This window comes from Leptothoe kymatousa TAU-MAC 1615, from assembly GCF_018739865.1.
GTDB lineage: Bacteria > Cyanobacteriota > Cyanobacteriia > Phormidesmidales > Phormidesmidaceae > Leptothoe > Leptothoe kymatousa.
Map to the genome: position 1 here is coordinate 1 of NZ_JADOER010000012.1, position 22,412 is coordinate 22,412.

The 22,412-nt window shown below is 47.9% G+C and carries 18 protein-coding genes; 12 read left to right on the forward strand and 6 right to left on the reverse strand.

Going from position 1 to position 22,412, the window contains the following annotated elements; translation table 11 throughout:
• Positions 1-50 precede the first annotated feature (50 nt).
• On the reverse strand, positions 51-1,931 hold the full coding sequence (locus IXB28_RS13280) for a hypothetical protein (RefSeq protein ID WP_215619092.1): 1,881 nt from the start codon (positions 1,929-1,931) through the stop codon (positions 51-53).
• Positions 1,932-2,638: 707 nt separating this feature from the next.
• Here IXB28_RS13280 and IXB28_RS13285 point away from each other — a divergent pair.
• A complete protein-coding gene (locus tag IXB28_RS13285) occupies positions 2,639-3,499 on the forward strand; it encodes an MlaE family ABC transporter permease (protein WP_246559781.1) in 861 nt (286 codons plus the stop codon).
• Between the two features lie 81 nt (positions 3,500-3,580).
• On the opposite strand, the gene IXB28_RS13290 is transcribed toward IXB28_RS13285, so the two are convergent.
• Positions 3,581-4,822: a SidA/IucD/PvdA family monooxygenase gene (locus IXB28_RS13290; RefSeq protein WP_215619093.1), complete on the reverse strand. Its 1,242-nt coding sequence runs from the start codon at positions 4,820-4,822 to the stop codon at positions 3,581-3,583.
• Between the two features lie 128 nt (positions 4,823-4,950).
• Here IXB28_RS13290 and IXB28_RS13295 point away from each other — a divergent pair, with 128 nt between their 5' ends.
• The 3 genes from IXB28_RS13295 to IXB28_RS13305 are packed head-to-tail and all read left to right on the forward strand — an operon-like array spanning position 4,951 to position 7,301.
• Positions 4,951-5,763 (forward strand): GTP-binding protein, encoded by an 813-nt coding sequence (locus IXB28_RS13295; protein WP_215619094.1) that lies wholly within the window; start codon positions 4,951-4,953, stop codon positions 5,761-5,763.
• Complete coding sequence (locus IXB28_RS13300; RefSeq protein WP_215619095.1) at positions 5,760-6,572, forward strand: metallophosphoesterase family protein; 813 nt, start codon at positions 5,760-5,762, stop codon at positions 6,570-6,572. Before IXB28_RS13295 ends, IXB28_RS13300 begins: the two co-directional genes overlap by 4 nt.
• 24 nt (positions 6,573-6,596) lie before the next feature.
• Complete coding sequence (locus IXB28_RS13305) at positions 6,597-7,301, forward strand: metallophosphoesterase family protein (protein WP_215619096.1); 705 nt, start codon at positions 6,597-6,599, stop codon at positions 7,299-7,301.
• Positions 7,302-7,337: 36 nt separating this feature from the next.
• Here the strand turns inward: IXB28_RS13305 and IXB28_RS13310 are convergent, their stop codons facing one another.
• Together IXB28_RS13310 and IXB28_RS13315 are read right to left on the reverse strand one after the other, a co-directional pair.
• Positions 7,338-7,955: a cation transporter gene (locus IXB28_RS13310; RefSeq protein WP_215619097.1), complete on the reverse strand. Its 618-nt coding sequence runs from the start codon at positions 7,953-7,955 to the stop codon at positions 7,338-7,340.
• Between the two features lie 177 nt (positions 7,956-8,132).
• Positions 8,133-8,513 (reverse strand): ArsR/SmtB family transcription factor, encoded by a 381-nt coding sequence (locus IXB28_RS13315; protein WP_215619098.1) that lies wholly within the window; start codon positions 8,511-8,513, stop codon positions 8,133-8,135.
• 251 nt (positions 8,514-8,764) lie between these two features.
• On the opposite strand from IXB28_RS13315, the gene IXB28_RS13320 reads away from it, so the two are divergent.
• A complete protein-coding gene (locus IXB28_RS13320; RefSeq protein ID WP_215619099.1) occupies positions 8,765-9,742 on the forward strand; it encodes a CobW family GTP-binding protein in 978 nt (325 codons plus the stop codon).
• 352 nt (positions 9,743-10,094) lie between these two features.
• Positions 10,095-11,177, forward strand: a complete 1,083-nt coding sequence (locus IXB28_RS13325; RefSeq protein ID WP_216863035.1) for a WD40 repeat domain-containing protein — start codon at positions 10,095-10,097, stop codon at positions 11,175-11,177.
• Positions 11,178-11,368: 191 nt separating this feature from the next.
• Here IXB28_RS13325 and IXB28_RS13330 read toward each other — a convergent pair whose 3' ends face one another.
• Positions 11,369-11,719, reverse strand: a complete 351-nt coding sequence (locus IXB28_RS13330) for a hypothetical protein (RefSeq protein WP_215619100.1) — start codon at positions 11,717-11,719, stop codon at positions 11,369-11,371.
• Positions 11,720-12,015: 296 nt separating this feature from the next.
• Between IXB28_RS13330 and IXB28_RS13335 the strand changes: the two genes are divergently transcribed.
• Positions 12,016-12,282, forward strand: a complete 267-nt coding sequence (locus IXB28_RS13335) for an ArsR/SmtB family transcription factor (RefSeq protein WP_407659210.1) — start codon at positions 12,016-12,018, stop codon at positions 12,280-12,282.
• Between the two features lie 339 nt (positions 12,283-12,621).
• A complete protein-coding gene (locus tag IXB28_RS13340) occupies positions 12,622-13,209 on the forward strand; it encodes a glutathione S-transferase family protein (protein ID WP_215619102.1) in 588 nt (195 codons plus the stop codon).
• Positions 13,210-13,542: 333 nt separating this feature from the next.
• On the opposite strand, the gene IXB28_RS13345 is transcribed toward IXB28_RS13340, so the two are convergent.
• A complete protein-coding gene (locus IXB28_RS13345; protein WP_215619103.1) occupies positions 13,543-15,501 on the reverse strand; it encodes a heavy metal translocating P-type ATPase in 1,959 nt (652 codons plus the stop codon).
• A 420-nt stretch (positions 15,502-15,921) separates the two neighbouring features.
• On the opposite strand from IXB28_RS13345, the gene IXB28_RS13350 reads away from it, so the two are divergent.
• Genes IXB28_RS13350 through IXB28_RS13365 form a run of 4 tightly spaced genes read left to right on the forward strand, consistent with a single transcriptional unit; the run spans position 15,922 to position 22,279 of the window.
• A complete protein-coding gene (locus tag IXB28_RS13350) occupies positions 15,922-17,712 on the forward strand; it encodes a class I SAM-dependent DNA methyltransferase (protein WP_215619104.1) in 1,791 nt (596 codons plus the stop codon).
• Complete coding sequence (locus IXB28_RS13355; RefSeq protein WP_215619105.1) at positions 17,712-19,655, forward strand: restriction endonuclease subunit S; 1,944 nt, start codon at positions 17,712-17,714, stop codon at positions 19,653-19,655. Before IXB28_RS13350 ends, IXB28_RS13355 begins: the two co-directional genes overlap by 1 nt.
• Positions 19,655-21,427: an AAA family ATPase gene (locus tag IXB28_RS13360; protein WP_215619106.1), complete on the forward strand. Its 1,773-nt coding sequence runs from the start codon at positions 19,655-19,657 to the stop codon at positions 21,425-21,427. Before IXB28_RS13355 ends, IXB28_RS13360 begins: the two co-directional genes overlap by 1 nt.
• 3 nt (positions 21,428-21,430) lie before the next feature.
• The gene (locus IXB28_RS13365; RefSeq protein WP_215619107.1) at positions 21,431-22,279 is read left to right on the forward strand and encodes an HNH endonuclease family protein; all 849 of its coding nucleotides are present in this window, start codon (positions 21,431-21,433) and stop codon (positions 22,277-22,279) included.
• Positions 22,280-22,412: the final 133 nt, after the last annotated feature.

Here is a 22,412-nt window from a genome sequence, read left to right on the forward strand (position 1 = left end):
AAATCACACCCCAACTATTCAAGCCTTTGTGATTATGGGGTTCTAGTATCCTAATTCTGTCCGGAGTATTGTAGTAACAGACTTTCGTTTAATACCGTTTGATTGCCCCTGTCAAAACTAAACAAATTTCCTAGGATGGGTATTGGGTCAAAGATGGCATTCCAAACTTGACCAATAATAGGCACTACATAACGGCCTCCATCAACGGATGCTTGACTGGTAAAGGTGGAAAGATCAAAGAAATCTAGTGCTTGGGTATAAACTGTGGTCACTAACGTTTGTGTGCCGATGCGTGAAATCGATGGCACATTATTCCCTTGTTCTGTAGGTGAAATGGAAGGATCTGTAATTTGTAGTCTAATATTGATTTCAGCAGCGCCTAAATTGCGCGATATGCCAGGGGTAAACGTTAGATTAGTTCCTGTCCTAACTGAGAATAGTGTGTTTTCTTGCTCTTTTTTGGATAGTTCTGCAATAACATTGATGATTTGCGGTATTGCTAGGGACCCAATGCTATCTATATCAGGATTGGTTATGCCGAGAGTTGTTGTTATTGCCTCTAATAAGTCCTCGAAGGTATTATTCTGGCGATTTTCAAAGCCTGTACTGTAGGATGTCGTATTCAGAGAGGTTGGTACGCCATTTAGCGTGGATATAGTACTTCGGCCAACCTGTGCATAGGAGACTTTTTGATTGTCATCTACAATCTCTTGAATATCATCTAAGGTTGGACGAACACAAAAATCTTCAATATCTTTTTGAAGTAGACTTGATTTTCGCTGTAGCAATGTATTCAAAGCTTCAGAGGTGCTTTGCAATTCATTAGGGTCAAAATGATCAGGATGTGAAACAAAATCGGTGTACTGATGAGCGAACTCTAGTATCTGTTTCCTTTCAGAATTAGTAATTCTTTCTGCAAGGAAACCTTTTTGCGGAGCTAAATCATCTACTCTGGCTTCTATCCATTTCCATTGTTCACATACATCATTTGATGACTCGTCATAATTTTCAGGTACTGCACAATCTGCTTTGAGTCCGCGAGATCGGAAAAATCGTTCGAACGGTGGACGATTGACTCGGGTTTTGTAGGCATCGAAATAAGGTTGCAGATTACGATCTTTGGTTACGAAGCGTCCATTTTTAATGGTTCCCGGTAGAAGAGCTTCATCGTAAAGCTTTTGATAGAAACTTTGACGTTCGTCATCTTTCATCGCATCCCCTGCGAGGGTAACTTCTATAAGAGATTCACTGCCAAAACCATTTATAGCTTCTGCATATCTCAAGCCTGTTGCAATTGTCTTAAAAGCTGGATCGACGCGCTGACTATCCTTTAGTACGTCTTGCGATATGGCCTGCACGGCAGCAAATGTAGTTCGCAATAAGTCTTGAGTTACTGAAATTTTGTTTCTAACATCAGCAAGAGTTTCTGCTAAGTCATCGGGGTCACTGCTAGATAATTGGACTCCCCATAGTTGTAAACTAATGCCAGGTAGAGGTAAATCAAGTGTAGTAATTAATCGGTGTGCGTTCCGTATATATTTTGAATTGCCGTAGAGTAATATGATGTTGCCGCCACCCGTGCCCACGCCTCTTCCTCCTGGACCTTCTCCTCCATTAGGGGGCTGCTTGCCCTCGGAGAGATTCTCGGGAAGTGTAAAACTATTAACAGGTAGGGCTACTGGACATCCTATGCCTTCAATGGATGCGTTTAAGGCTTGTAAAATAGCTGCTATATTTGTTGCATTTCGGTAGTAATATAGCTCAACTCTCTGACTTCGAAGAGTATTGGATGGTGCTGTATTTAACTTAGTAAAACATTCCGTGTCGATAAATTTGATGGGTGATGTGTCGTCTGACTTTGCGGGCACTGAAAGGCTAAGTAGCGCAATTGCACCAAGCCCAATAGAACAAAGAATTTTACCGTAGTGCATACCCAAAGCTCACTTCAGCCTCTGTCGTTCTATGTAGTACTCCATCAGCTGATAAAAACGTCCAATATTCTCCTGTCAAGTGCGCCAAATGATTGTACTTATGGCGTACTTTTTTACCCAGGAATATGAAATCATCTACATTTACTAGACTATCATCTAATATGCGGTACTTTGTAGCATAAGTAACCAAGACATCCTGTAGTTGCCCGTCCGCAATCATTTCTAGTGGTTTCTACTGCTTTGCTTATGGATTCTTTGGTTGTAATACTAAGACTAATGCTGATGCGATTTATGAACGCATACTTCCTAACTCAGGGCCGAATTGAGGCAACATCTGCAGCCATTAAGACATCGCCCTGACAATTGACCCAGCATTTCTTAGGACTTTAGCCTGAACTCCAATGAGACTAATGCCCCATGTATTGAACAGTGCACCTTGGGTATATTGGATTTATCAACAAACAATATATGAATTTTGGCTGAGTCAGGAGCTGAAGCGTTTTAATTGAGTATGCGTTTACCCTGCTAGCCGTATTGTTTTGCACAGACATCAGCATTTATCACGGTTATGCCAATGATGTGTTAGGCATCCAGCCGCCCCATCGAAGTTCCCACTAAGCTGGGAAAGCAAACAACCGGCAACGGTGACTTACATATCCAGCGGTGGGCAGTGCGTCGCCAGGCCAGTTTTTGACACGAGGGAATCCATGACAAAGCCGGTATCAAAATCCGGGCTGCAGCGATCGCAAGCCCTCCCTCATCGGAGCCGATCTCGGCATCAATCCATCGCAAACCAAGCGGTGCAACCATCGCTGGTGACCGAAAATATTGGGTTCCATCTCACCATGATGGTGCTACTGACTGGCCAGATTATCATCCGGTTAGTGCGCGGCCGTTGCAATCGGCGAAACATGATGGAGCATCTGGCCTGTGCTGGACCTGATGCGATGATGCCGGTTTTGCTGACTAACCTATTTGCAGGCATGATTTTTGCTACTCAGTCAGCCCGTGAGCTGATACGCTATGGTGCCATCGGCCAAATCGGCGGTGCGTTTGCATTTGGCTACATCCGTGAACTCGCTCCCATTTTGACAGCCGCTGTCTTTGCCTGTCAGGTCGGGTCTGCGTTTGCAGCGGAAATAGCCTCTATGAAGCTGACTGAGCAGATTGACGCCCTGAAACTGCTGCGTACGGACCCGATTGACTATCTAGTCATGCCCCGTGTGCTAGCTTGCGCGCTGATGTTACCGTTTTTGACCATCATTGGTTTATTTGTCGGCGTTCTTGGCGGTTTGTTCATCACGGGGGTGCTCTATGACGTCACCGCCCAGACCTTTTTGCAAGGTGTGCATTCATCGCTGGCCATTATGGATGTCCTATCAGTGTTGGCGAAGGCCAGCCTATTTGGGGGAGCCATGGCAATTACTAGCTGTAGTCGAGGGCTAACGGCTGCATGTCATGGCAAAGGTGTGGGTCGATCGGTGACGTCAGCCGTCGTCATTAGTTGGATCGTACTGTTTGTGATCGATTTTCTGGTAACGGTTACAACGATTGTCTTGAGCCGTTGAATGTCTCAAAGGCAACCTGGAGCAACAGTTTTCCCAGGGATGAGCAACAATAAAATCTCATTACTGAGAAAAATAGCAATATTAAGAGATAACTCCAAGGCGATCAGACTTAATCAGTGCAGGAACAATGCGATCGCACGCCAATTTTCCACCAAACAGATTTCTCGCCACGGGACCCACTCGCAGCGCAGCGGCACCGCCCATAATAAATAGATTGCATCCGGGCCATCGCAGGTGCTGATCGAGTATCGGCAAACCTTCCACATCCGTGAGCGGATACTGTTCCCGCACTGCCGATAACAACGGCCAGTGATTAATATTCAACGTACTGCCCGTGGCAAGCCAGATGCGGTCAATGGGCAGGTGGGTAATACAGTGGTGAGCCTCTGGGTGGTTACAGCTCACCTGCCAGGTATTGTCTTGCCAGGTGGCAGAGTGCACCTCGCACTGCTCATAAAAAGAGAGTTTGCCGCTGCGTTCCAGCCGTCGCAATTTTGTTAGGACAGCCGGTGTGAGGGAGCCGCCATTTCTGGCATCTCGAATCATTTTCCAGCGGGTTTGCCAACAGGTTTGGGCGTGAAACCCCTTGAGATATTTTGGCCCTAACCAACCGGGGGCGGCATCAAACAGCTTTTCGTAAAAGGTGCGGCGGGCCATCATCAGTACCTGGGCACCGCGTGCGATCGCACCCACCGCCAAATGCCCTGCCGTCAAACCACTACCAACAATCAAAATCTGTTCTCCCTGTAGTCGGAGTCGGCGCAGGTCCACCTGGTGGGAATGGCACAGCCGCTCGCCAGGATAGTGGGTGGGCAGGGCCTTAGCCCAGGCGGGCAGGTGGGGTACGCCCCCCGAGATCGCTAACACCACCCGCCGCGCGATTAATATCCGGCCATCGGCCATGGTCAAACGAAAGCGTTGTCCCCGCTGGCGGATGGGCTCCAGGTGCTCCACCTGGGCCGGAATTACCCGATTTTGCAGCTGCCAGCGGCGGATTAACTCCTGGCAAAAGTCTTGGAATAGCTGGGTGCCGGGCAAATCGTAGGGGGGAAACAGTTCGTCGAACCGCGACTCGGCAAAGGTGCGCAGGGCGTGGGGGTTAGGATCGGGATGGTGGACGGCGGGCGATCGCAAATGGGGGATTTCATAGGCCGCAAACTGATGCTGCCACTGCCGTAGCCACTGCCCAGATGGATCCAGCACCACAAAGCGGTCGCCCATGGACGGCTTCTTTTTCAGTAAATGCGTGACCAGGGTTAACGCCTGGGGACCTGCCCCCACAATGGCCACATCAATCGTCTTGGGCAGCTCCGCAGCAACCATAAATAAAACTAAAAAATGATAATGATTATCGTTCTAGGCCTATAATGCAAATCTAGTTGTAAGCCGTCAAGTTAAGTTTTGAACCCAATGCCTGACCTTATGCCTGCCCTTGAAGCCCGTTAGCGCCTATGCAATCCTTTGACCTGACGTTGGTGGCTGGCCCCCCTGGGGTGGGTAAAACCACCTGGATCAGCCAGTTTCTTGCCAACCCATCCCGTCCTTTGTTTTATCTGTGTCCCTGTGCCCAGGATGCGGTTGATTTCGCCCGCATTGGCTATTGCTTTCCCTGGGTGTCGATTATTTCGGATGACCAGGCGGCTGACGTGCTGGCCGATTTGCCGGACCAGGCCCAGGTGTTTATCGAGCTAGGCTTTCATATGGACCTGGGCTCGCCGCTTTTAGTCGCGTTGCCTGGGCGACGGATCGCCATTGTGCCGCCCAGTTTAGACTCCTCTGAATGGCACAACTGGGCAGACGAGGTGATCCCGAGTCCCAACCAGCAGGTGTCGGGGGAACTTGCATCTGCTTCTGGCAAGCTACCGACCATTTGGCGATCGCCGCTGACGGGGCAAGTGTTCGACCCACCCAGTTTGGATGAAGTGTTGATTGAGCTGACCGGGGGTGCCTACGGTCAGGTGACGCGCTTAAAAGGCATTTTTGAACTGCCGGATGGTCAGGCGTTTTATGTGGATTTTGTCGAAGGGTTACCGGGGATTGAATACACTGAACTGAAGTTACCCCGCTGGCTAGAGGGACGTCCCGATCGTTTTAGCGGTTTGGAAATTGTGGGTCACAATTTAGAGCAAAAGACAATTGCGCAGGCATTGTTGACCTGTTGTTTAGCCGATGATGTGTTGTTGCAGTACCAGCGGCAGTACCAACAATTGCAATTAGAAGACGAGACTGTAGCAGCAGAAACTGAGCCAGGGGTGGTGGCATGAAACTAGCGGTGATCTCTTGCATCCATGGCAACTACGAAGCGCTGAAGGCGGTGCTGTCAGATATTGAGGCTCAAAAGGCCGATCAGATTTATTGTCTTGGGGATCTGGTGGGCTATGGCCCTTACCCCAATGAGGTGGTAAATCAGATTCGCTCGTTGGAGATTCCCACCTGCCAGGGCTGTTGGGATGAGGACATTGTGGAAGGGCTAAATGCCTGTGAATGTAGCTATCCTTCGCAGCTAGCGGAGCACCGGGGCAAACTGGCCCATGAGTGGACCAATAAAGAGATTCGGCCCGATGTGCGGGAGTATTTGGCCACATTACCCCTGTCGTTGAAACGGGATAATCTGTGTTTTGTCCATGGCAGCCCCAACAGTCAGCACGAATATCTGTTACCCAGCATGGATGGCTTTGCGGCCCTGGAGCGGGTGCTCTCTACCGATGCCGATGTGTTGTTCTGTGGCCATACCCATGTGCCCTATGTGCGGGAATTAGCGGATGCAAAACTGTCGGTGACGGTAAAAAGTCCGGCGCGCTCAGACGCTCCCCAACAGTTTCAGGCAACGCTAAAACGTATTATCAACGCGGGCTCCGTCGGTGAACCCCGCCACGGTCGGCCCAATGCCACCTATGTTCTCTACGATACGGACACAGCCCAGGTCACACTGCGGGAAGTGGCCTACAACTATACCAAGACCTGTCTGGCCATCCTCGAAAAGGGATTGCCGTCTATTTTTGCATGGCGGTTGGCACGGGGCATGGAGTTTGCGGAGCGGGCGGATGATCCTACCCATGTGTGTGAGCGCTAGATATTCAAATGGAGAGATGATTCAGTGAATTGGGCGATCTTAAGTGGCATTGAAGGGAATCTGACGGCTTACGAGGCGGTGTTGCAGGACATACAGGACCAGGCGGTAACCGATCTCTATATTCTGGGGGATGTGGTGGGTCTGCAGGGAGATAATGAGGCGATCATTCAACGGCTGCAGTCGCCGCGCGCTGGAGAATTGGAGCCCCAGGTCTGTGTGGGCTGGTGGGAAGAGCAGTGTTTTAGTTTGTACGGGGTGAGCGGTTTGCAGGATGCGCCGGAGCTGATGGCGAAAGTGGGGGGCGATGGGGTGAAAACCTTTTGGAAGTCGATATCTCGGGAGTCGGTGCGGTGGTTGCGATCGCAACACTTCGGCTTCCATGAGCAGGATTGTTTATTAATCCATGGCAGCACCGTTAGCTATGCCGATGAGCTGACGCCGGATACACCGGCAATTGAACTGTGCGATCGCCTGATCCGCGCCGATGCCAATCATCTTTTTTGTGGCCGCTCCGGACTCACCTTTGAATGCTCGGTTACCCCGGTGGCGCTGCGGTCTACGGTCACCACCCTAGACGGTGTGCAAGCTCCCCAGGACTGTGGCAAAACACCCCGCCAGGTCATTGGTGTGGGTTCGGTGGGTCGCAGTCCTGGCCAGGCGACCTATACGCTATTTAGTCCAGAGAATGGACAGCTTGCCTTTAGAAGCGTGAACTATGGCCAGCCCTAAGGAGTTGGGACCACAAAATAATACGCTCTAATAACGCTATGCCCGTTGCAGCTCTCGCCAGGACTGTGACAGCACCTGTCCAGCGGATTTAGCAAAAACAACCGTTAATAACAACCCCACCGCCAAATCGGGCAGAATTGAATGGGTGAAGAATACCAGCACCGCGGCCACCAGCACCGATGTGTTGGCAATAATGTCATTGCGGGAGCATAGCCACACGGAAGACATATTCAAATTGTCGTTGCGGTGGCGCGTCAGCAACAACAAACACACCAGGTTGGCCAATAGCGCCAATACCCCCACTGCACCCATGATGGACCCTGCCGGACTTGCCCCGGCAAAGAGCTGATAGGTGGCCCTGGCAAATACGGCAATGGCAAACAAAAACATAATTAGACCCTTGAACATGGCGGCCCCCGCCTGGGCTCTGGTGCTTTTGTGAATTACATACAAACTGCTGGCATACACCAGGGCATCCCCCAGCATATCCAGCGAGTCCCCAGTAAGTGACAGCGAAGCCGCTCGGATACCGGCCCCAAACTCAACAACGAACATCACCGCATTGATTAGCAATACGGCCCAAAGCACCTTTGCCTGCCGTTCTTTGAGCTTGGCAATTTCACAGGCCTTAGCCTGACAGCAATGTTCAGCCATGGTGACCTCCGACTGTTCGATCAAATGTTCAAATTGATATTAGAATGTTGACGTAAAGAGTTACTCAAATATTCAAACTAACATTAGAACGTTAGCATAAAATGCATGACATTCAAGCCATCGTTAGAATGACCTGAATGGGGTCAGCAGCCTCAGGAATTTGCAGTTAAGGTCCGACTATTCGACGAGTTGCTTGAGGGCATAGCAGAGAATATCGGCAACCCGTGGGTCCTTGAGGGAGTAGTAGGCCAGTTTGCCGTCGTTGCGGTATTTCAAAATACTCAGGTCGCGTAGCTTCCGCAGGTGGTGGGAGGCGCTTGCCACCTTGATTTGTAGTAGGGACGCCACATCACAGACGCATAGCTCTTCGCCGTTGCGCAGGGCATACAAAATCTTTAGCCGTGACCGATCGGCTAGGGCCCCAAATAGAACTTGAGCCGATTCCAGCAAGTCGTCGCTGGGAAGCACCTGGCCGATCTGCTGGACTAACTCTTCGTTGAAGCAGCGGACTTGGCAGACATCATTTTTGGGTTTAGTCACAGATTTTGCAGGGTTCATCAGGTGCTATGGGTCCATTCTACTGATCTATGACTGGCCACACTCCGATTGCCATCGTCCCTAAAAGTTAATAAAGGGTAACGAGTCAACCTTTTGGCGGCAAGAATGATTATCATTCTTATGCAATTATAACCAGGTAGCCATGCAATTACCCTGGCAGTGGCACCGGATAAAAGGCGAAATGTAATGACGGTCAAGTCCTGATCGCATACTTCCACACATAGATAAACACCATTCAAAGGAGTCGATTCATGGTCACCGAAGAAATCTACAACACCGTACCCGTCACCGTTCTGACCGGCTATCTTGGCGCAGGTAAAACCACCCTGTTAAACCGCATCCTCACCCACGAGCATGGCAAAAAAGTAGCCGTCATCGTCAACGAATTTGGCGAAGTGGGCATCGACAATCAGCTAGTCGTGGACGCCGATGAAGAAGTCTTTGAAATGAACAACGGCTGTATCTGCTGCACCGTGCGAGGGGACCTGATTCGCATCATTGGCAACCTGATGAAGCGCCGCGATAAATTTGACCATCTGGTAATTGAAACCACCGGACTGGCCGACCCCGCCCCCGTGATCCAAACCTTCTTTGTGGATGACGAAGTGCAGATGCAGACCCAGCTGGATGCGGTGGTAACGGTGGTGGATGCCCGCCACATCTGGCAGCATTGGGAAGCCGAAGAAGCCGTCGAGCAAATCGCCTTTGCAGACGTGATTTTGCTCAACAAGATTGACCTGGTCACAGAAGACGAACTAACCAAACTGGAACAGCGGATTCGGGGCATGAATGCCCTAGCCAAAATCCACCGCACCCGTGATGCCCAAATTGAAATGGATGCCCTGCTGGGCGTTAGCGCCTTTGACCTGAATAAGGCCCTGCAAATCGACCCAGATTTCCTCGACGAAACCGCCCACGAACACGACGAAACCGTCGGTTCCGTTGCCCTAGTCGAGTCCGGCGAGCTGGACGGCGACAAACTAGAAGCCTGGATAGGCGAACTACTGCGGGAGCACGGACCCGATATTTTTCGCATGAAGGGCATTCTCAATATGGCCGGAGAAGATAATCGATTTGTCTTTCAAGGTATCCACATGTTGTTGGATGGTCGCCAGGATCGCCCCTGGAAACCGGATGAGACTCGTAAAAACGAACTCGTCTTCATCGGTCGTAACCTGGAGAACTTAAAGTTAGAAGAACGCTTCCGCGATTGTTTGGTAGCGAGCTAATAGGCAACAACTTCTGCTTCGAATTTTATGCGCTGCATTTTTCGCAGACATCGATCCAGAACATTGATCATCGACCCCACCGTAACCCCGACCTATCGCTATTACTCAGATCTTGCACTAATGTTGGTGGTGAGCCTCCAACCCACGCACGGTTCAAAACCGAACGCTAATTGAGTGCTGTCGCTAAAGCGACAAAATCGGCTGAAAGCCTATGTATTTAGCTTTTGACGATTTCTTAACCCCTTTAATGGGTTTTGATCCAATTAGCCCTGTTACTTTGAGTACAGGGCGAGATAACGCCACTCCGCCAGGTGCAAGATCTGAGTTTCCCCAACAATCTCCCTAGCCAGCAATGCCCAGAAACATACTAAAAACAAAAAAGCATAAACCAACTGTACTCAAACCCCTGTGGGATACCCAACTTTCCGACTACGTAACCGCCATTGCCTGGTCCCCCGACGGCACCCAACTCGCCGCCAGCTCTGGTGCAGGCGAGGTGCTACTCTACACCCCTGAAACAGGCGACTCTCAATGCCTACAAAGCGGCCAAGGAGAGTCCGTAGACGCCCTGGGCATCTCCGCCGATGGCAAATTTCTAGCCGCTGGCGGGCAGGCAGGGACAGTATGGATCTGGCAGCTTGATGGCGATGAGCCCGCACTGCTAACCACCTTGGAGCATAAGCGGACCTGGATTGATCGGCTGCAGTGGCACCCCAGTGCTCCAGAGCTGGCCTTTAGCTTTGGTCGCTATGTGCAGGTGTGGCATGCGGTGGAACAAACGGTTGTTACCACCTTAAATTTTGAAGATTCGTCTGTGTTAAACCTGGCCTGGAATTTTCAGGGAACTCGGCTATCGCTGGGGGGAAACCAGAGCATTAAAACCTGGAAGTCCCAGGACTGGGATGAGGACCCGGTGGTGAGAGAAGTGGGCGGGGCTAGCGTGGCGGTGGCCTGGTCGCCGGATGGCAATTACCTGGCCTCAGGGAACAATGATCGCTCAGTGTTGGTGTGGGCAGCGGATCATCCTTCTCCTTGGCGGATGCAGGGGTTTCCTGGCAAGGTGCGACAGTTGGCCTGGTCGCAACCGACGGTGCGGGATGCGCCATTGCTGGCTTCGGCCAGTGCTGAGGGTGTGGTGGTGTGGACCAAGGCGGCGAAGGAAGCGGAAGGTTGGAATCCTAAGGTGTTGGAGGACCATGAGGGCATGGTGCGGGCCATTGGATTTCGGCCCGGTGAGTTGTTGCTGGCCTCTGCGGCCGCGGATGGTTGTTTGTATTTGTGGCAAAAGGCTAAGCGGATTGCGCAACGGTTGGAAGGGGGCGCTGGTTTTTCGTGTTTGGCCTGGTCTGGGCAGGGCGATCGCTTAGCGGCTGGGGGTAGTGATGGGGAATTGTGGGTGTGGACTGAAATGACGAAAGGGAAAGGGTTTAAATAGAGTGGCTTAATCCCTTAGACAACATCCTCAAGTTCCAGAGCTAGACAATAAAAAAGGCTACCAGTTCTATGCATAAGGGGAGCCCACAACAATGCTGGATAAGCTACAACAATGTGGAGCTTATCCAGCAAATCTGGTATTGAATTTCAAGTTAACGAGACAACAATTACTAAATTGCTAAATCATTTAGTTCAGCTAGCCACCAGTTCCACTGGACCATGGTTATCGCAGTGGCCGTCATGTTGATAGTGCAGGTGACCATCCACGATGTAGCACACATGGTCACCATGGGGGACTGCTTCATGGCCACAGCCATGTCCATGGACATGGTTGCTATCATGCCCCGTGCAGTTATGGCCCTCAGTACAGGCGTCTGGGTTGATATCAGTCACCTCGATCACATGCTCATCCACATGATCTCCATGGGGATGGTGCAGATGGCCATCGTGGAGATAATCGATGTGGTCACCATGTTTGATGGCCGTGTGACCACAGCCTGGACCATGGGCATGGTCGTGATTCTCATGAATTGTACAAACCATCGTCGCCTCCAATCATTGTGAATTTTGGATATTTATTCGCCCGGTGTAGGGCCTAACACCTGAACACTTGTTCATGTATTTAACCCTAACACATGTACAGGTATTCAGGTGTTAGGATGGGCAAGCTTGATATTTCCCAAGAATTCGCCATAAATGTTGGATGTACCTTTGATCCTATGACCTCTGAACAGTCCGCCAAGCCCCCCTCCTCCGGCCTATCGGGGACTCAGGGCGATCTCCATAAGGATGGAGGCTTGCCGATTCAGCAAATTCTGAGTCTGGAAAAGGCACAGCGAATGGCAGAATTCTTTGGAGTTCTTGGCGACCCCAACCGCTGGCGCATTTTGTCAGCCCTGGCTTTGCAATCAATGCGGGTGAGTGATTTGGCCGCAGCCGTGGAGATGACAGATTCTGCAGTCTCTCACCAATTGCGGGTCTTACGCACCATGAGACTTGTGGGTTATGTCAAGCAAGGGCGAAATGTTATTTACTGTCTTAAGGATCAACATATTTTTAATCTGTATCGCGAAGCGTCTGAACATATTGATGAGCCAGAAGATTGAAGTCGGAAGGCGGAAAGGGAGGGTGTTTCGTACCAATGGAGCCGTCCGCTGGCATCGGCAGTAAAATGGATACATTGAAGCCGATCCATCCAACTTGGCGAGATATACTACGAACAATCAGCATATGCGGTTCCTGGTTGAGATGAATAAATTTTGGTGGTGTAAGTGAGTGGTGAATCGTGAATCGTGAGTGGAATGTATTCAATCCATTTGAGAAACGCTATATCCACCCTGTTTCAGGTAGCTAGACTGGAACATTCGCTCTAATAAGAGTTTTTCTGTATAGTACAAATGTTCGATGCTGTGTGATAAAATCATCGAACGGATGGGATTATACAAATGAAGCACTACTTCAACCCGATGAGCCGGGCCTTGACGTCTGACTGGATGCTTAAGGAACTCGACGCCGAGCACGAAAGGATCGTCATCGATATCCAATCCGGTGAGCAAAACTCGCCCGAGTACCGGGCCATCAACCCCATGGGCAAAGTCCCCACCCTCGTCGATGGCGACGCTGTTATCACCGAAGCTGCCGCGATTTGTGCATATCTGGCTGATAAGTTTGCCGAGAAGGGGTTTGCACCATCTCCTGGCTCACCAGAGCGCGGCAGATACTATCGGTATCTCTTCTTTCCGGGGACCACCCTTGAGCCGCTGCTGTCGATCACCTCGCTTGGGATCAAGGATATTAAGCCGTACACCATGGGGTGGGGTGATATGCCGCGGGCTATGGCCGCAGTCGAGTCGATGACACCGGTTACCGGCTGGGCACTCGGGGAAACGTTCACTGCAGCAGATGTTGTCTTTGGTGGTACGCTCGCATTCTTTTGCGGCTTCAATATGATGACGGCATCGCCAAAGGTTGCGAGTTACGTCGAGCGACTCAAATCGCGAACAGCCTACCAGGAGAGCCACGTAGGTTTCTGATTGCTGAATGTCGATCTGTTATGTATAACCAAAATGAACAATTGACATGGGTCTGCATTTAAGTGGGTGAACTCAATCTTTTATAAGATATGAACAGGCATTTTGACTTCGCGTTTTTTGCCCCCAAACCCCCAATTCTGGGGGCTTTGAGTCTAGTCTCCCCCAGGATATAGCCCAAGGGGCATTCAAGAAAGGAAAAAGGGGCCTCGACATCTGATAGCTCATCGGGTCAACCTACTTAGTCAACAAAACCCATGGATTAGGGTTGGCGGAGAAAACGGCTAAACAAACGGAGTCTGATTGGACAAAAAACAGATAATTTTTGTCTTCTCTTTAGCTTGCTTTCTTTAACCCATCAACCAGCAACAACCGCAAGCCACTCAACGTGACCAGCACTGTGGAGCCTTCATGGCCTAGCACACCAAAGGGGAGTGTGATATTGCCTGCAAAATTCAGAATTAACAAAATCACGACAAAACTTAGGGCAAAGACAATATTTTGCTTGACGATGCGCTGGGCGCGACGACCCAAACGAATCGCGTGTTCTAACCGCTCCAGGCGATCGCCCATCAAGACAATATCAGCGGTTTCTAGGGCCACATCGCTACCCGCCGCCCCCATGGCAATGCCAACGGTGGCCTGGGCCAGGGCTGGGGCATCGTTGATGCCATCGCCAACCATGGCAACGGTGTGATACTGCTGTTGAAGTTTACGAATCACGTCGACTTTATCTTCGGGTAACAGGTCTGCGTAAACCTGATTAACCCCGACTTGCTCAGCGATGCTGTTGGCGGTGCGGGGATTGTCCCCCGTCAGCATGACCACATGCTCTACGCCCAACTGTTTGAGGTGGGCTACCGCCTGGGCAGCGGCAGGTCGTACCCTATCCGCCACGGCAATCAGTCCCAACAGGTCTCCGGCCTGGGCAACCCAGACCACCGTTGTACCCTCGGATTCCCATTGCTGGCTTTGTTCTAGCCAATGGGGCGAAATGTTGTTTACCTGGGTGCGAACAAAGTCCGCTTTACCGACGGCGGTGCTCTGACCGTCCAGATCGGCGGTGATGCCCTGTCCGGCCTGGGCCTGGCCGTTGGTGGCTGTGGTCCAGGTTAGGTTTTGTTGGCGGGCTGCCTGCACAATGGCTTCGCCAATGGGATGTTCCGATAGACTCTCTAGGGCGGCGGCTACCTGGAGCAGTTGGGTGGAGTCGGGCTGCGCTGCTAGGACGTTTACAACTTGCAGGTGGCCTGTGGTGAGGGTACCGGTTTTATCAAAGGCTATTGCCCGCACCCGTCCAATTTGTTCTAACTGGGCTCCATTCTTAAACAAAATGCCTCGGCGGGCTCCGTTGGCAATGCCCGATAGCAGGGTGGGCATAATCGAGGCCATCAGGGCGCAGGGGGAGGCCACCACTAGAAAAATCAGGGCTCGATAAATGGTTTCTTCCCAGGTCCATCCCAACAGAAACGGCGGTAGTATGGCCAGCAGTATGCCACCGATAACAATTACTTTGGCGTAGCCCCGCTCAAACCGTTCGATAAATTCTTGGGAGGGGGGCGCTTCTGTCTGGGCCTGTTGCACCAGCCGGATTACCCGCTGAATTAGGCTGCTTTCTGGCGGTTGATGCAGCTGAATCCGCAGGGCTCCGTGGCCATTTAGCGTACCGGCAAAGACTTCATCGCCAATGGTTTTGTCTACGGGCACAGATTCTCCTGTAATGGAAGCCTGGTTGAGGATACTGGCGCCGTCTACCACCGTGCCATCGGTGGGTACCAGTTCGCCCGGCTTGACCAAGATGAGATCGCCCACCTTAAGACTATCAATGGGGACGGTGCGCTCCTGCCCGTGGTTCACCAGTCGGGCGGTATCTGCCGTTAAGCCCATCAGCCCCTGGATGCTGCGTTCGGTGCGCTGCATGGCGTAGCCTTCTAACGCGCCACTGATGGCAAAGATCAAGATCAGGACTGCGCCATCGACGATCAGGTAGTATTCTTGCCGCCATAGCCCCAAACTGGCCGCGCCCAGAGCTGCCACAATCATGAGTAAATCGACGTCTAGCTCGTTTTCTTGTAGCAGGGTGGTGAGGCCGTCACGGGCGCTGTCGAATCCGCCGATGACGTAGGCTGCGGTGAGGATAAAAAGGCCGCCGCCTACCCAGCCAAAGTTGAGGGATTGCCAGCCTAGTAAGACCAGGATGGCACATGCGATCGCGGCGACTGCTTCGGGGTGGTGTTTGAATAAAGCTTTGAATGAGGCCGAGAGACGCGGCGGTGCAAAGGCGTTGGCAGCCATAGTGATCTGTTACGTAGGATACTATCTGCCAGTTTAAAACCTTAACATTGATGTCAATGTTAAGGTTGCGGTTGGATTTTGATGATTAAGCTTGATGTGGATGCTCAGCAATGGTCCATAGTTGCCCGAGGGCGATTGGTGGAGGTCGGATTATGTAAAAAGGTGATGCGCTAGTAAGTTTCGCGGTGGGTGGGGTGGGCACAGGAAAAATGTGTTTATCTGGATCTGAAATCAGGAAAACTTACTGAGAGAACTCGGCAACTACACTGAAAAAGTCGATTTTATCAAGAGTTTAGACAGTCATATCATTAACTTTTATTTTTAACAAGTTTTATTGGTCTCTTAAATGCTAAAATTTCGAGCTGCTACACATTTTTTCATGTCGTAGTTGTTCAATATCAAAGTTGTGGTCATTTATCTATGAGCCTAAGCACCACTATCAAGTCTATCCAAGATATTATGCGTAAGGATGATGGTGTAGATGGTGATGCACAAAGAATTGGTCAGCTAACCTGGATGCTTTTTCTAAAGGTTTTGGATCAGCGTGAAGAGGAGTGGGAAGAAAGTAAAAAGGATTATAAATCTCCGATTCCAGAAAAATGCCGTTGGCGCAATTGGGCGGCCCATGTCCCGGAGAAAAACGTAAAAAACAAGCCTAAAAACACTGGTAAACTCATTGGTTTTGTAAATAATACACTTTTTCCTACTCTAAGAGAGCTTTCAGGGAGTAAAGATGGCGGGGAATCTGAGAATAAAGAAATAGGAGTTATTGAAGACCCTCTCAGTAACTTGGTTTCTAAGGTTTTTGAGGATTCTAATAACTACATGAAATCTGGCAATTTAATGCTAGAGGTAATTGGCAAACTTAACGAAGAAATCAACTTTCTTGACTTTACAACTCGACAAAATCTCGGCAATATTTATGAGCAAATCCTTAATGATCTACGCTCTGCAGGTAATGCTGGTGAGTTTTATACTCCACGAGCGATTACTAAAGTTATGGTTCAACAGGTGAATCCTCGTTTATCTAAACGAGAAGTTGTTATGGACCCAGCTTGTGGGACAGGAGGCTTTCTCACCGCTACCATTGACCATCTACGTGCTCAATTGCCTAAGAATGCTAGCAAAGAAGATTATCAGGCTATTGAAAAATCCATTGTTGGATTTGAGAAGAAACAACTGCCACATCTCCTTTGTACCACTAATCTACTGCTGCATAACATTGAGTTACCTAACCAGGCAGATAGACGCAACACTCTGGCTTGGCCTTGGGATAGTTGGCCTATAGATGAGGCAGTTGATTGTGTCGTGACTAATCCGCCTTTTGGTGGAATGGAAGACGAAGGCGTAGGTAGTGACTATCCAGATGGGCTGCAAACGCGTGAAACATCTGATATGTTTATCACTCTCATAGTGGAAAAATTGCTGCGAGACGGTGGACGTGCGGCTGTGGTATTGCCTGATGGCTTCCTCTTTGGAGAGGGGATTAAGAGCAGAGTCAAAAAACTTCTGATGGAGACGTGTAATCTACACACTATCATTCGTTTACCAAATGGTGTGTTTGCTCCATACACAAGTATTAAAACTAATCTACTTTTTTTCACCAAGGGTAAACCAACTGAAACCATTTGGTTCTATGAGCATCCATATCCAAAAGGTAGGAAAAGCTACTCGAAAACTAAGCCTATTCGTCTTGAAGAGTTTTCAAAAGAAAAATCTTGGTGGGGACAGGAGGAGAATGACTTTTCAGAACGCCAGGAGAGTGAACATGTCTGGAAACTTGATTTTAAGAAAAAGAAACAGGATGCCGAGACAAAAGCAAAGCCGCACTGGGATAAGGCTCAAGATTTAAATAATCAAGCTTCCGATATAGAGAATCAGATTCGCGACTTGAGGAAAGACCTTCGAAAAGTAACTGAGTCAAAGAAGCGTGCTTTAGTTGAAAGTCAAATTTCTGATTTGCATACTCAGGTAGAGCAATTACGACTGAAAGCTCGTGACGCCCAAGATTCTGGGGATCTTTTATACTGGCCAATATACAATCTTGACATCAAAAACCCTAATATTCTTGTGGAAGAGGAGCACGATCCTGATGCATTGTTAGATAGATATAAGGTGATCCTATCCGATATAGAAGAAACACATGAACTGCTAAAAATTGAACTCGGCACAGCTATAGCTCATCACTTACAAAATATGGAGGATAAGTGATGAATGTCAAACAATTTCTTTCTAGTTTCAATTACATTGTGTCACTGCCAGATGGAGTTGAAAAGCTCAAAGAAATAAGCTTTTTCTTGGCAGCAACAGGAGCTTTGTTATCTGATGATAGTGGTGTAGATGCTAGACCACTGCTTGATTCAATTCGTGAGCAAAAGGCCATTCATCCTGAACAGAGAAAAGTTGTACCACCGCAAACTAAGTTGTCTCCAAGTGAAGTTCGGGCCCCAAAGCATTGGGCACCTTGTCGCATTGGTGATCTTGTTCTTACTATCACTGGTGGCGGAACACCATCAAAGTCTAATCCTGCTTACTGGGGAGGAGATATACCGTGGGCTAGTGTCAAAGATCTACGAGATGAAAAATACTTAAAAGAAACAGAAGACTTTATAACAAGAGATGGACTCCTAAATAGCTCTACCAACTTAATTCCTCCTGGACGTGTGATCGTATCGACACGTATGGGCCTTGGCAAAATCGTCATTAACGAAATTGAGACAACTATTAACCAAGATCTTAAAGCATTAGAGCTTCCTGTTGAAGTTGATTCCGACTTTTTCTATATTCTCTATCGAACTAGAATAATAAAAGGAACTGGCACTACTGTTTCAGGGATTAAGCAACGCCAACTGATGGCTTTGCCAGCTGCGCTGCCATCAATTGAAGAGCAAAAACAGATTGTTGAGAAAACAAATGAATTGACGGTTCTTTGCGATAAGCTCAAAGCTCAGCAAAAAGAACGTACAAGACTTGCTAAGCTTGCCAGATCTGCGACTTTGAACGCATTGTCTAATGCTGAAAATTCCATGGAACTAGAAGTGGCTCTGTCTAGGGTCAATGCTCATATGGAGATTATTTTAGATGATGTAGAGAGTTTGGCAGACTTGGAAAAATGTCTCATAAAGCTTGCCGTGCAGGGCTTATTACATATTTCGACTGACGAATCTCCATCACTTGGAAAAATCAAGGAAGCATGTCTTACTCTAAAGAGTGAGTATAGAGAAAATGGCTGGTTGCGCACTAGAAAATCTATTTCTCCAAGCACTTATGATATGAACGTATATCCTTCTCATTGGGGGGTACTACCATTGGACGAAGTAGTTGTAATAACTGGCGGTATAACAAAAGGGCATAAACTCAAGGGTAAAGAGGTTCGCTCTTTTCAATACCTGAGTGTAGCAAATGTGCAACGAGGCTTCTTTGATTTAACAAGCGTGAAGTATATTAATGTTCCAGTTGAGCATGTTGATAAATATAGTCTTGAAAGCGGTGATTTGTTAATCACTGAAGGAGGTGATTGGGATAAGGTTGGACGGACTGCTATTTGGAAAGGAGAAATACGTGATTGTCTTCACCAGAATCATGTATTTAAGGCAAGGTCATCTTCTCCATTGTTAATGAAGGAATGGGTTGAATTAGTCTTGAATTCTGCGGTAGGCCGTGATTATTTTGCAGGGGCTTCAAAACAAACTACTAATTTAGCTTCGATAAATATGACGCAACTTCGTAAGTTCCCTTTACCTATCCCACCGACTTCTGAACAAATTGAGATTGTTCAAAAGGTTAAGTACTTAATTTCGATTATTCAAAAACTAAAGGCCCAACAGCAAGCTTTAAATGATGTTGCGACAATGCTGTCATCTGCTGCGGTTAAATCTATTACAGGTGTTCAAACTGAGGTGCAGTCAAAGATGAAAGTTCCGAAAACTGAACTTGTTTCAAATCTACGCATAGGAGTTAGTCCAGCTAATAGTGAACGAGCAGCACTTGCAGCCATACTAATAAGAAATAATGGAGAACTATCAGCCAAAAACTTATGGCAAGCTTCTGGTTTAGAAATAGATGCTTTTTATCAAAAGCTTAAAACTGAAATGGCAAGGGGGTGGATTGTTCAACCAGAACCAGCCGATGTGAGAGAGGTGGAGGCGAGCTAATGCACTTGCAGCGTCTTAAACTTCCAGCGTTTAGAAACCTCCAGGACTTTGAAATTACGTTTACCGAAAGCGTGGAAGATCCGAATCTAGAAGGAGGGCAGCGGACGTTTAATAGTCATGCTGTAATAGGTGCCAACGGTTCCGGTAAATCAAACCTAATTGAAGCTGTTATTACAATCTTTCGTGATCTGGATTTGAATCAGTCAGCTAGCTTTGATTACGAAATGGACTATAGTATCCGCGACCACAACATTAAGCTTAAAGCAGTGCATGGAAAGCGTCCTACTGTCATAATTGATGGTAAACGAAGATCCGCCAAACAACTCAATAATGAAGCGCGAGAATACCTGCCATCCAATGTGTTTGTTTACTACTCTGGTAAAAATAGTCGAATTGAACGACTCTTTCAAGCTCATCAGAGACGTTTTAACAAACAAATGGAAGTAACTTCAGAAGAGTATTTGCCTGAACAATTGCTTTTGGATTTTGCTGAACAAGAAGAACGGGCAGAGGCACTTGCTGAATATAAACGCCGAACCGATAGACAGCGTGAACAGCTTGGAGAAGATCAATTGCGGCGCTTGTTTTATTGCCGCAGTGGTCATAGTCAATTAGTGCTACTGGCCTGTTTACTTTCTAAAGATGAACTATTCACTGAATTACTCGAAGATCTAAATATTGAAGAACTCGATTCAGCATTGTTTGTTCTCAAACAACCATATCGTCTACGCCAACCTAAAGAGAAAGATATTTTGGAGGGAGATAAACGTTTCTGGTATGCCCGTGGCACAGCTGTTAACGAATTTCTGCATAACCTTTGGGGATTAGCAGTTGCGCCGATAGAGGATACAGTCAGTAAGCAGATTGACTTTCGGGGTCGGACTGAGAAGCAACAACAACTATACCTTTTTTTGCCTGATAAAGAAAGATTACAGCAATTGGGAGACTTAGTAGGAGAAGCTGATCGGTTCTTTCGCTATGCAGAAGCTTCTTACATTGGAGATTTGATTGAAGAAGTTCGTATCAACTTTAAGCTCAAAGACTCGGATGGGAATATTAATTTCAGTCAACTTTCTGAAGGAGAACTACAGCTACTCACAGTACTTGGTCTAATGCGTATTACCAAGATGGATGATTGCCTTTTCCTTTTAGATGAACCTGACACCCATCTCAACCCTATTTGGAAGCTGCGCTATTTTGAAGAAATTGAAAAAGTAGTTCTTAGTAATGAGCAAGAAACATTAGCGGGTGACTCTCAAATAATTATTACAACCCACGATCCACTCATGATAGGAAGTTTACGACTTGAGCAAGTCAGAATCCTACGCAAAGAGCATGGTCAATCTACCGTTGAAACTCCAGTTGAACATCCCCAAGGAATGGGAGTTTCAGGACTTTTGAAAAGCGATATGTTCGGCTTGCCATCTACTTTAGATCGCCCGACATTAAGAAAGTTAGAAGAGCGCAATATCTTACTTGCCAGGAAAGCAAAAGAAAGCTTGAGTCAAATAGAAGAAGAAAAACTAAATCAATTAAGTTCTTATCTTGATGATTTAGGGTTCTCCCGTGAATATCGAGATCCGCTTTACCAACTATTTATTCAGAAAATGTATGAGGTGCGTAGTCAGCCTTTAAGCAAAATCCTGACAGACAAAGAACTTCAGCAGCAGAACGAACTTGCACAGGAAATTGTGACTGAATTAGTAAAGCGGGAGCGTGTAGATAACTTATCTGAATTGGCACAAGAGCTTAAGTTGAGGTTGGAAAGTTAGATTATGCGGAAAGTCATTATTGATGGAAACCCTCCCCAAAGCTGGATTGATGATGCTAAGGCTGTAACAGACCAATTACATGCGGCAACAGGCAAAGCCGCAAGGGAAAAAATTATTAAGCGGAACGAAAAGCTTTGGCGAGATGATCGTATTCGAGATTGGTTACTGACTCAATTTAACAATAAATGTTGGTATACCGAAGCCTACGAATCAGTTTCATCAATTCACGTTGATCACTATCGCCCAAAAGGTCGAGTAAGAGACCTAGAAGGCAATGAAGATGACGGTTATTGGAGGTTAGCTTTTAACTGGAAAAACTATAGAATTTGTGGTCAATTGATCAATGTTAAAAAGAGTGATGTGTTTCCACTTTTTGAAGGAATACGAGCTACCAGTGAAAAAATGCTGAAGCTTGAGGCTCCTGTAATTATTGATCCACGAGAAGAGGCAACTAGGCTAATTTCCTATGAGAAGGATGAAGATGCCTGTATAGCTGTTCCATCGGCTGATACTAGTGATATTGAGAGATTCAGAGCTGAGAATACAATAGAAGTATTAGGCCTAAACCGTTTAACTAGACTAAACCAAAAACGAGCTAATTTTTGGGACGATTGTCTGATGGCAATTGCTGATTACAAGGGTGGTGGAGCAGATCCTCTCGCAATTCGATTGGTTCATCAAGCATCTGCTATTAAAGAACTTAAAAAGAAGGTAGCTTATGAAGTAGAGTTTTCTTCGGTATCGGAAGCGTGTATTCGAAAACATGCACCAGAACCTTTAATTGCATCAGTTTTTGAAAGAGCACCAAGCATCTCTCGGATTTCTGATGTAGCAGAAGCCAGCGTGAGTTAGTCTTTCTGTATAAATTAAATTGCTTACTATTGTCTAATGTGTAAATACCATTGTCTAACAATGCCCATGCATTCGAATGTCAAAATATGGTGGGAGTGAAAGTATTTACAGTGGGTGATGGGCAACGTTAGCG

What these genes read in the sequence shown, in the direction of transcription:
- IXB28_RS13295 (WP_215619094.1), top strand. Translation starts at nt 4,951, where the DNA reads ATGCAATCCTTTGACCTGACGTTGGTGGCTGGCCCCCCTGGGGTGGGT.
- IXB28_RS13365 (WP_215619107.1), top strand. Translation starts at nt 21,431, where the DNA reads ATGCGGAAAGTCATTATTGATGGAAACCCTCCCCAAAGCTGGATTGAT.
- IXB28_RS13285 (WP_246559781.1), top strand. Translation starts at nt 2,639, where the DNA reads ATGACAAAGCCGGTATCAAAATCCGGGCTGCAGCGATCGCAAGCCCTC.
- IXB28_RS13280 (WP_215619092.1), bottom strand. Translation starts at nt 1,931, where the DNA reads ATGCACTACGGTAAAATTCTTTGTTCTATTGGGCTTGGTGCAATTGCG.
- IXB28_RS13315 (WP_215619098.1), bottom strand. Translation starts at nt 8,513, where the DNA reads ATGAACCCTGCAAAATCTGTGACTAAACCCAAAAATGATGTCTGCCAA.
- IXB28_RS13325 (WP_216863035.1), top strand. Translation starts at nt 10,095, where the DNA reads ATGCCCAGAAACATACTAAAAACAAAAAAGCATAAACCAACTGTACTC.
- IXB28_RS13355 (WP_215619105.1), top strand. Translation starts at nt 17,712, where the DNA reads ATGAATGTCAAACAATTTCTTTCTAGTTTCAATTACATTGTGTCACTG.
- IXB28_RS13350 (WP_215619104.1), top strand. Translation starts at nt 15,922, where the DNA reads ATGAGCCTAAGCACCACTATCAAGTCTATCCAAGATATTATGCGTAAG.
- IXB28_RS13330 (WP_215619100.1), bottom strand. Translation starts at nt 11,719, where the DNA reads ATGGTTTGTACAATTCATGAGAATCACGACCATGCCCATGGTCCAGGC.
- IXB28_RS13310 (WP_215619097.1), bottom strand. Translation starts at nt 7,955, where the DNA reads ATGGCTGAACATTGCTGTCAGGCTAAGGCCTGTGAAATTGCCAAGCTC.
- IXB28_RS13335 (WP_407659210.1), top strand. Translation starts at nt 12,016, where the DNA reads ATGGCAGAATTCTTTGGAGTTCTTGGCGACCCCAACCGCTGGCGCATT.
- IXB28_RS13300 (WP_215619095.1), top strand. Translation starts at nt 5,760, where the DNA reads ATGAAACTAGCGGTGATCTCTTGCATCCATGGCAACTACGAAGCGCTG.
- IXB28_RS13320 (WP_215619099.1), top strand. Translation starts at nt 8,765, where the DNA reads ATGGTCACCGAAGAAATCTACAACACCGTACCCGTCACCGTTCTGACC.
- IXB28_RS13340 (WP_215619102.1), top strand. Translation starts at nt 12,622, where the DNA reads ATGAAGCACTACTTCAACCCGATGAGCCGGGCCTTGACGTCTGACTGG.
- IXB28_RS13345 (WP_215619103.1), bottom strand. Translation starts at nt 15,501, where the DNA reads ATGGCTGCCAACGCCTTTGCACCGCCGCGTCTCTCGGCCTCATTCAAA.
- IXB28_RS13360 (WP_215619106.1), top strand. Translation starts at nt 19,655, where the DNA reads ATGCACTTGCAGCGTCTTAAACTTCCAGCGTTTAGAAACCTCCAGGAC.
- IXB28_RS13290 (WP_215619093.1), bottom strand. Translation starts at nt 4,822, where the DNA reads ATGGTTGCTGCGGAGCTGCCCAAGACGATTGATGTGGCCATTGTGGGG.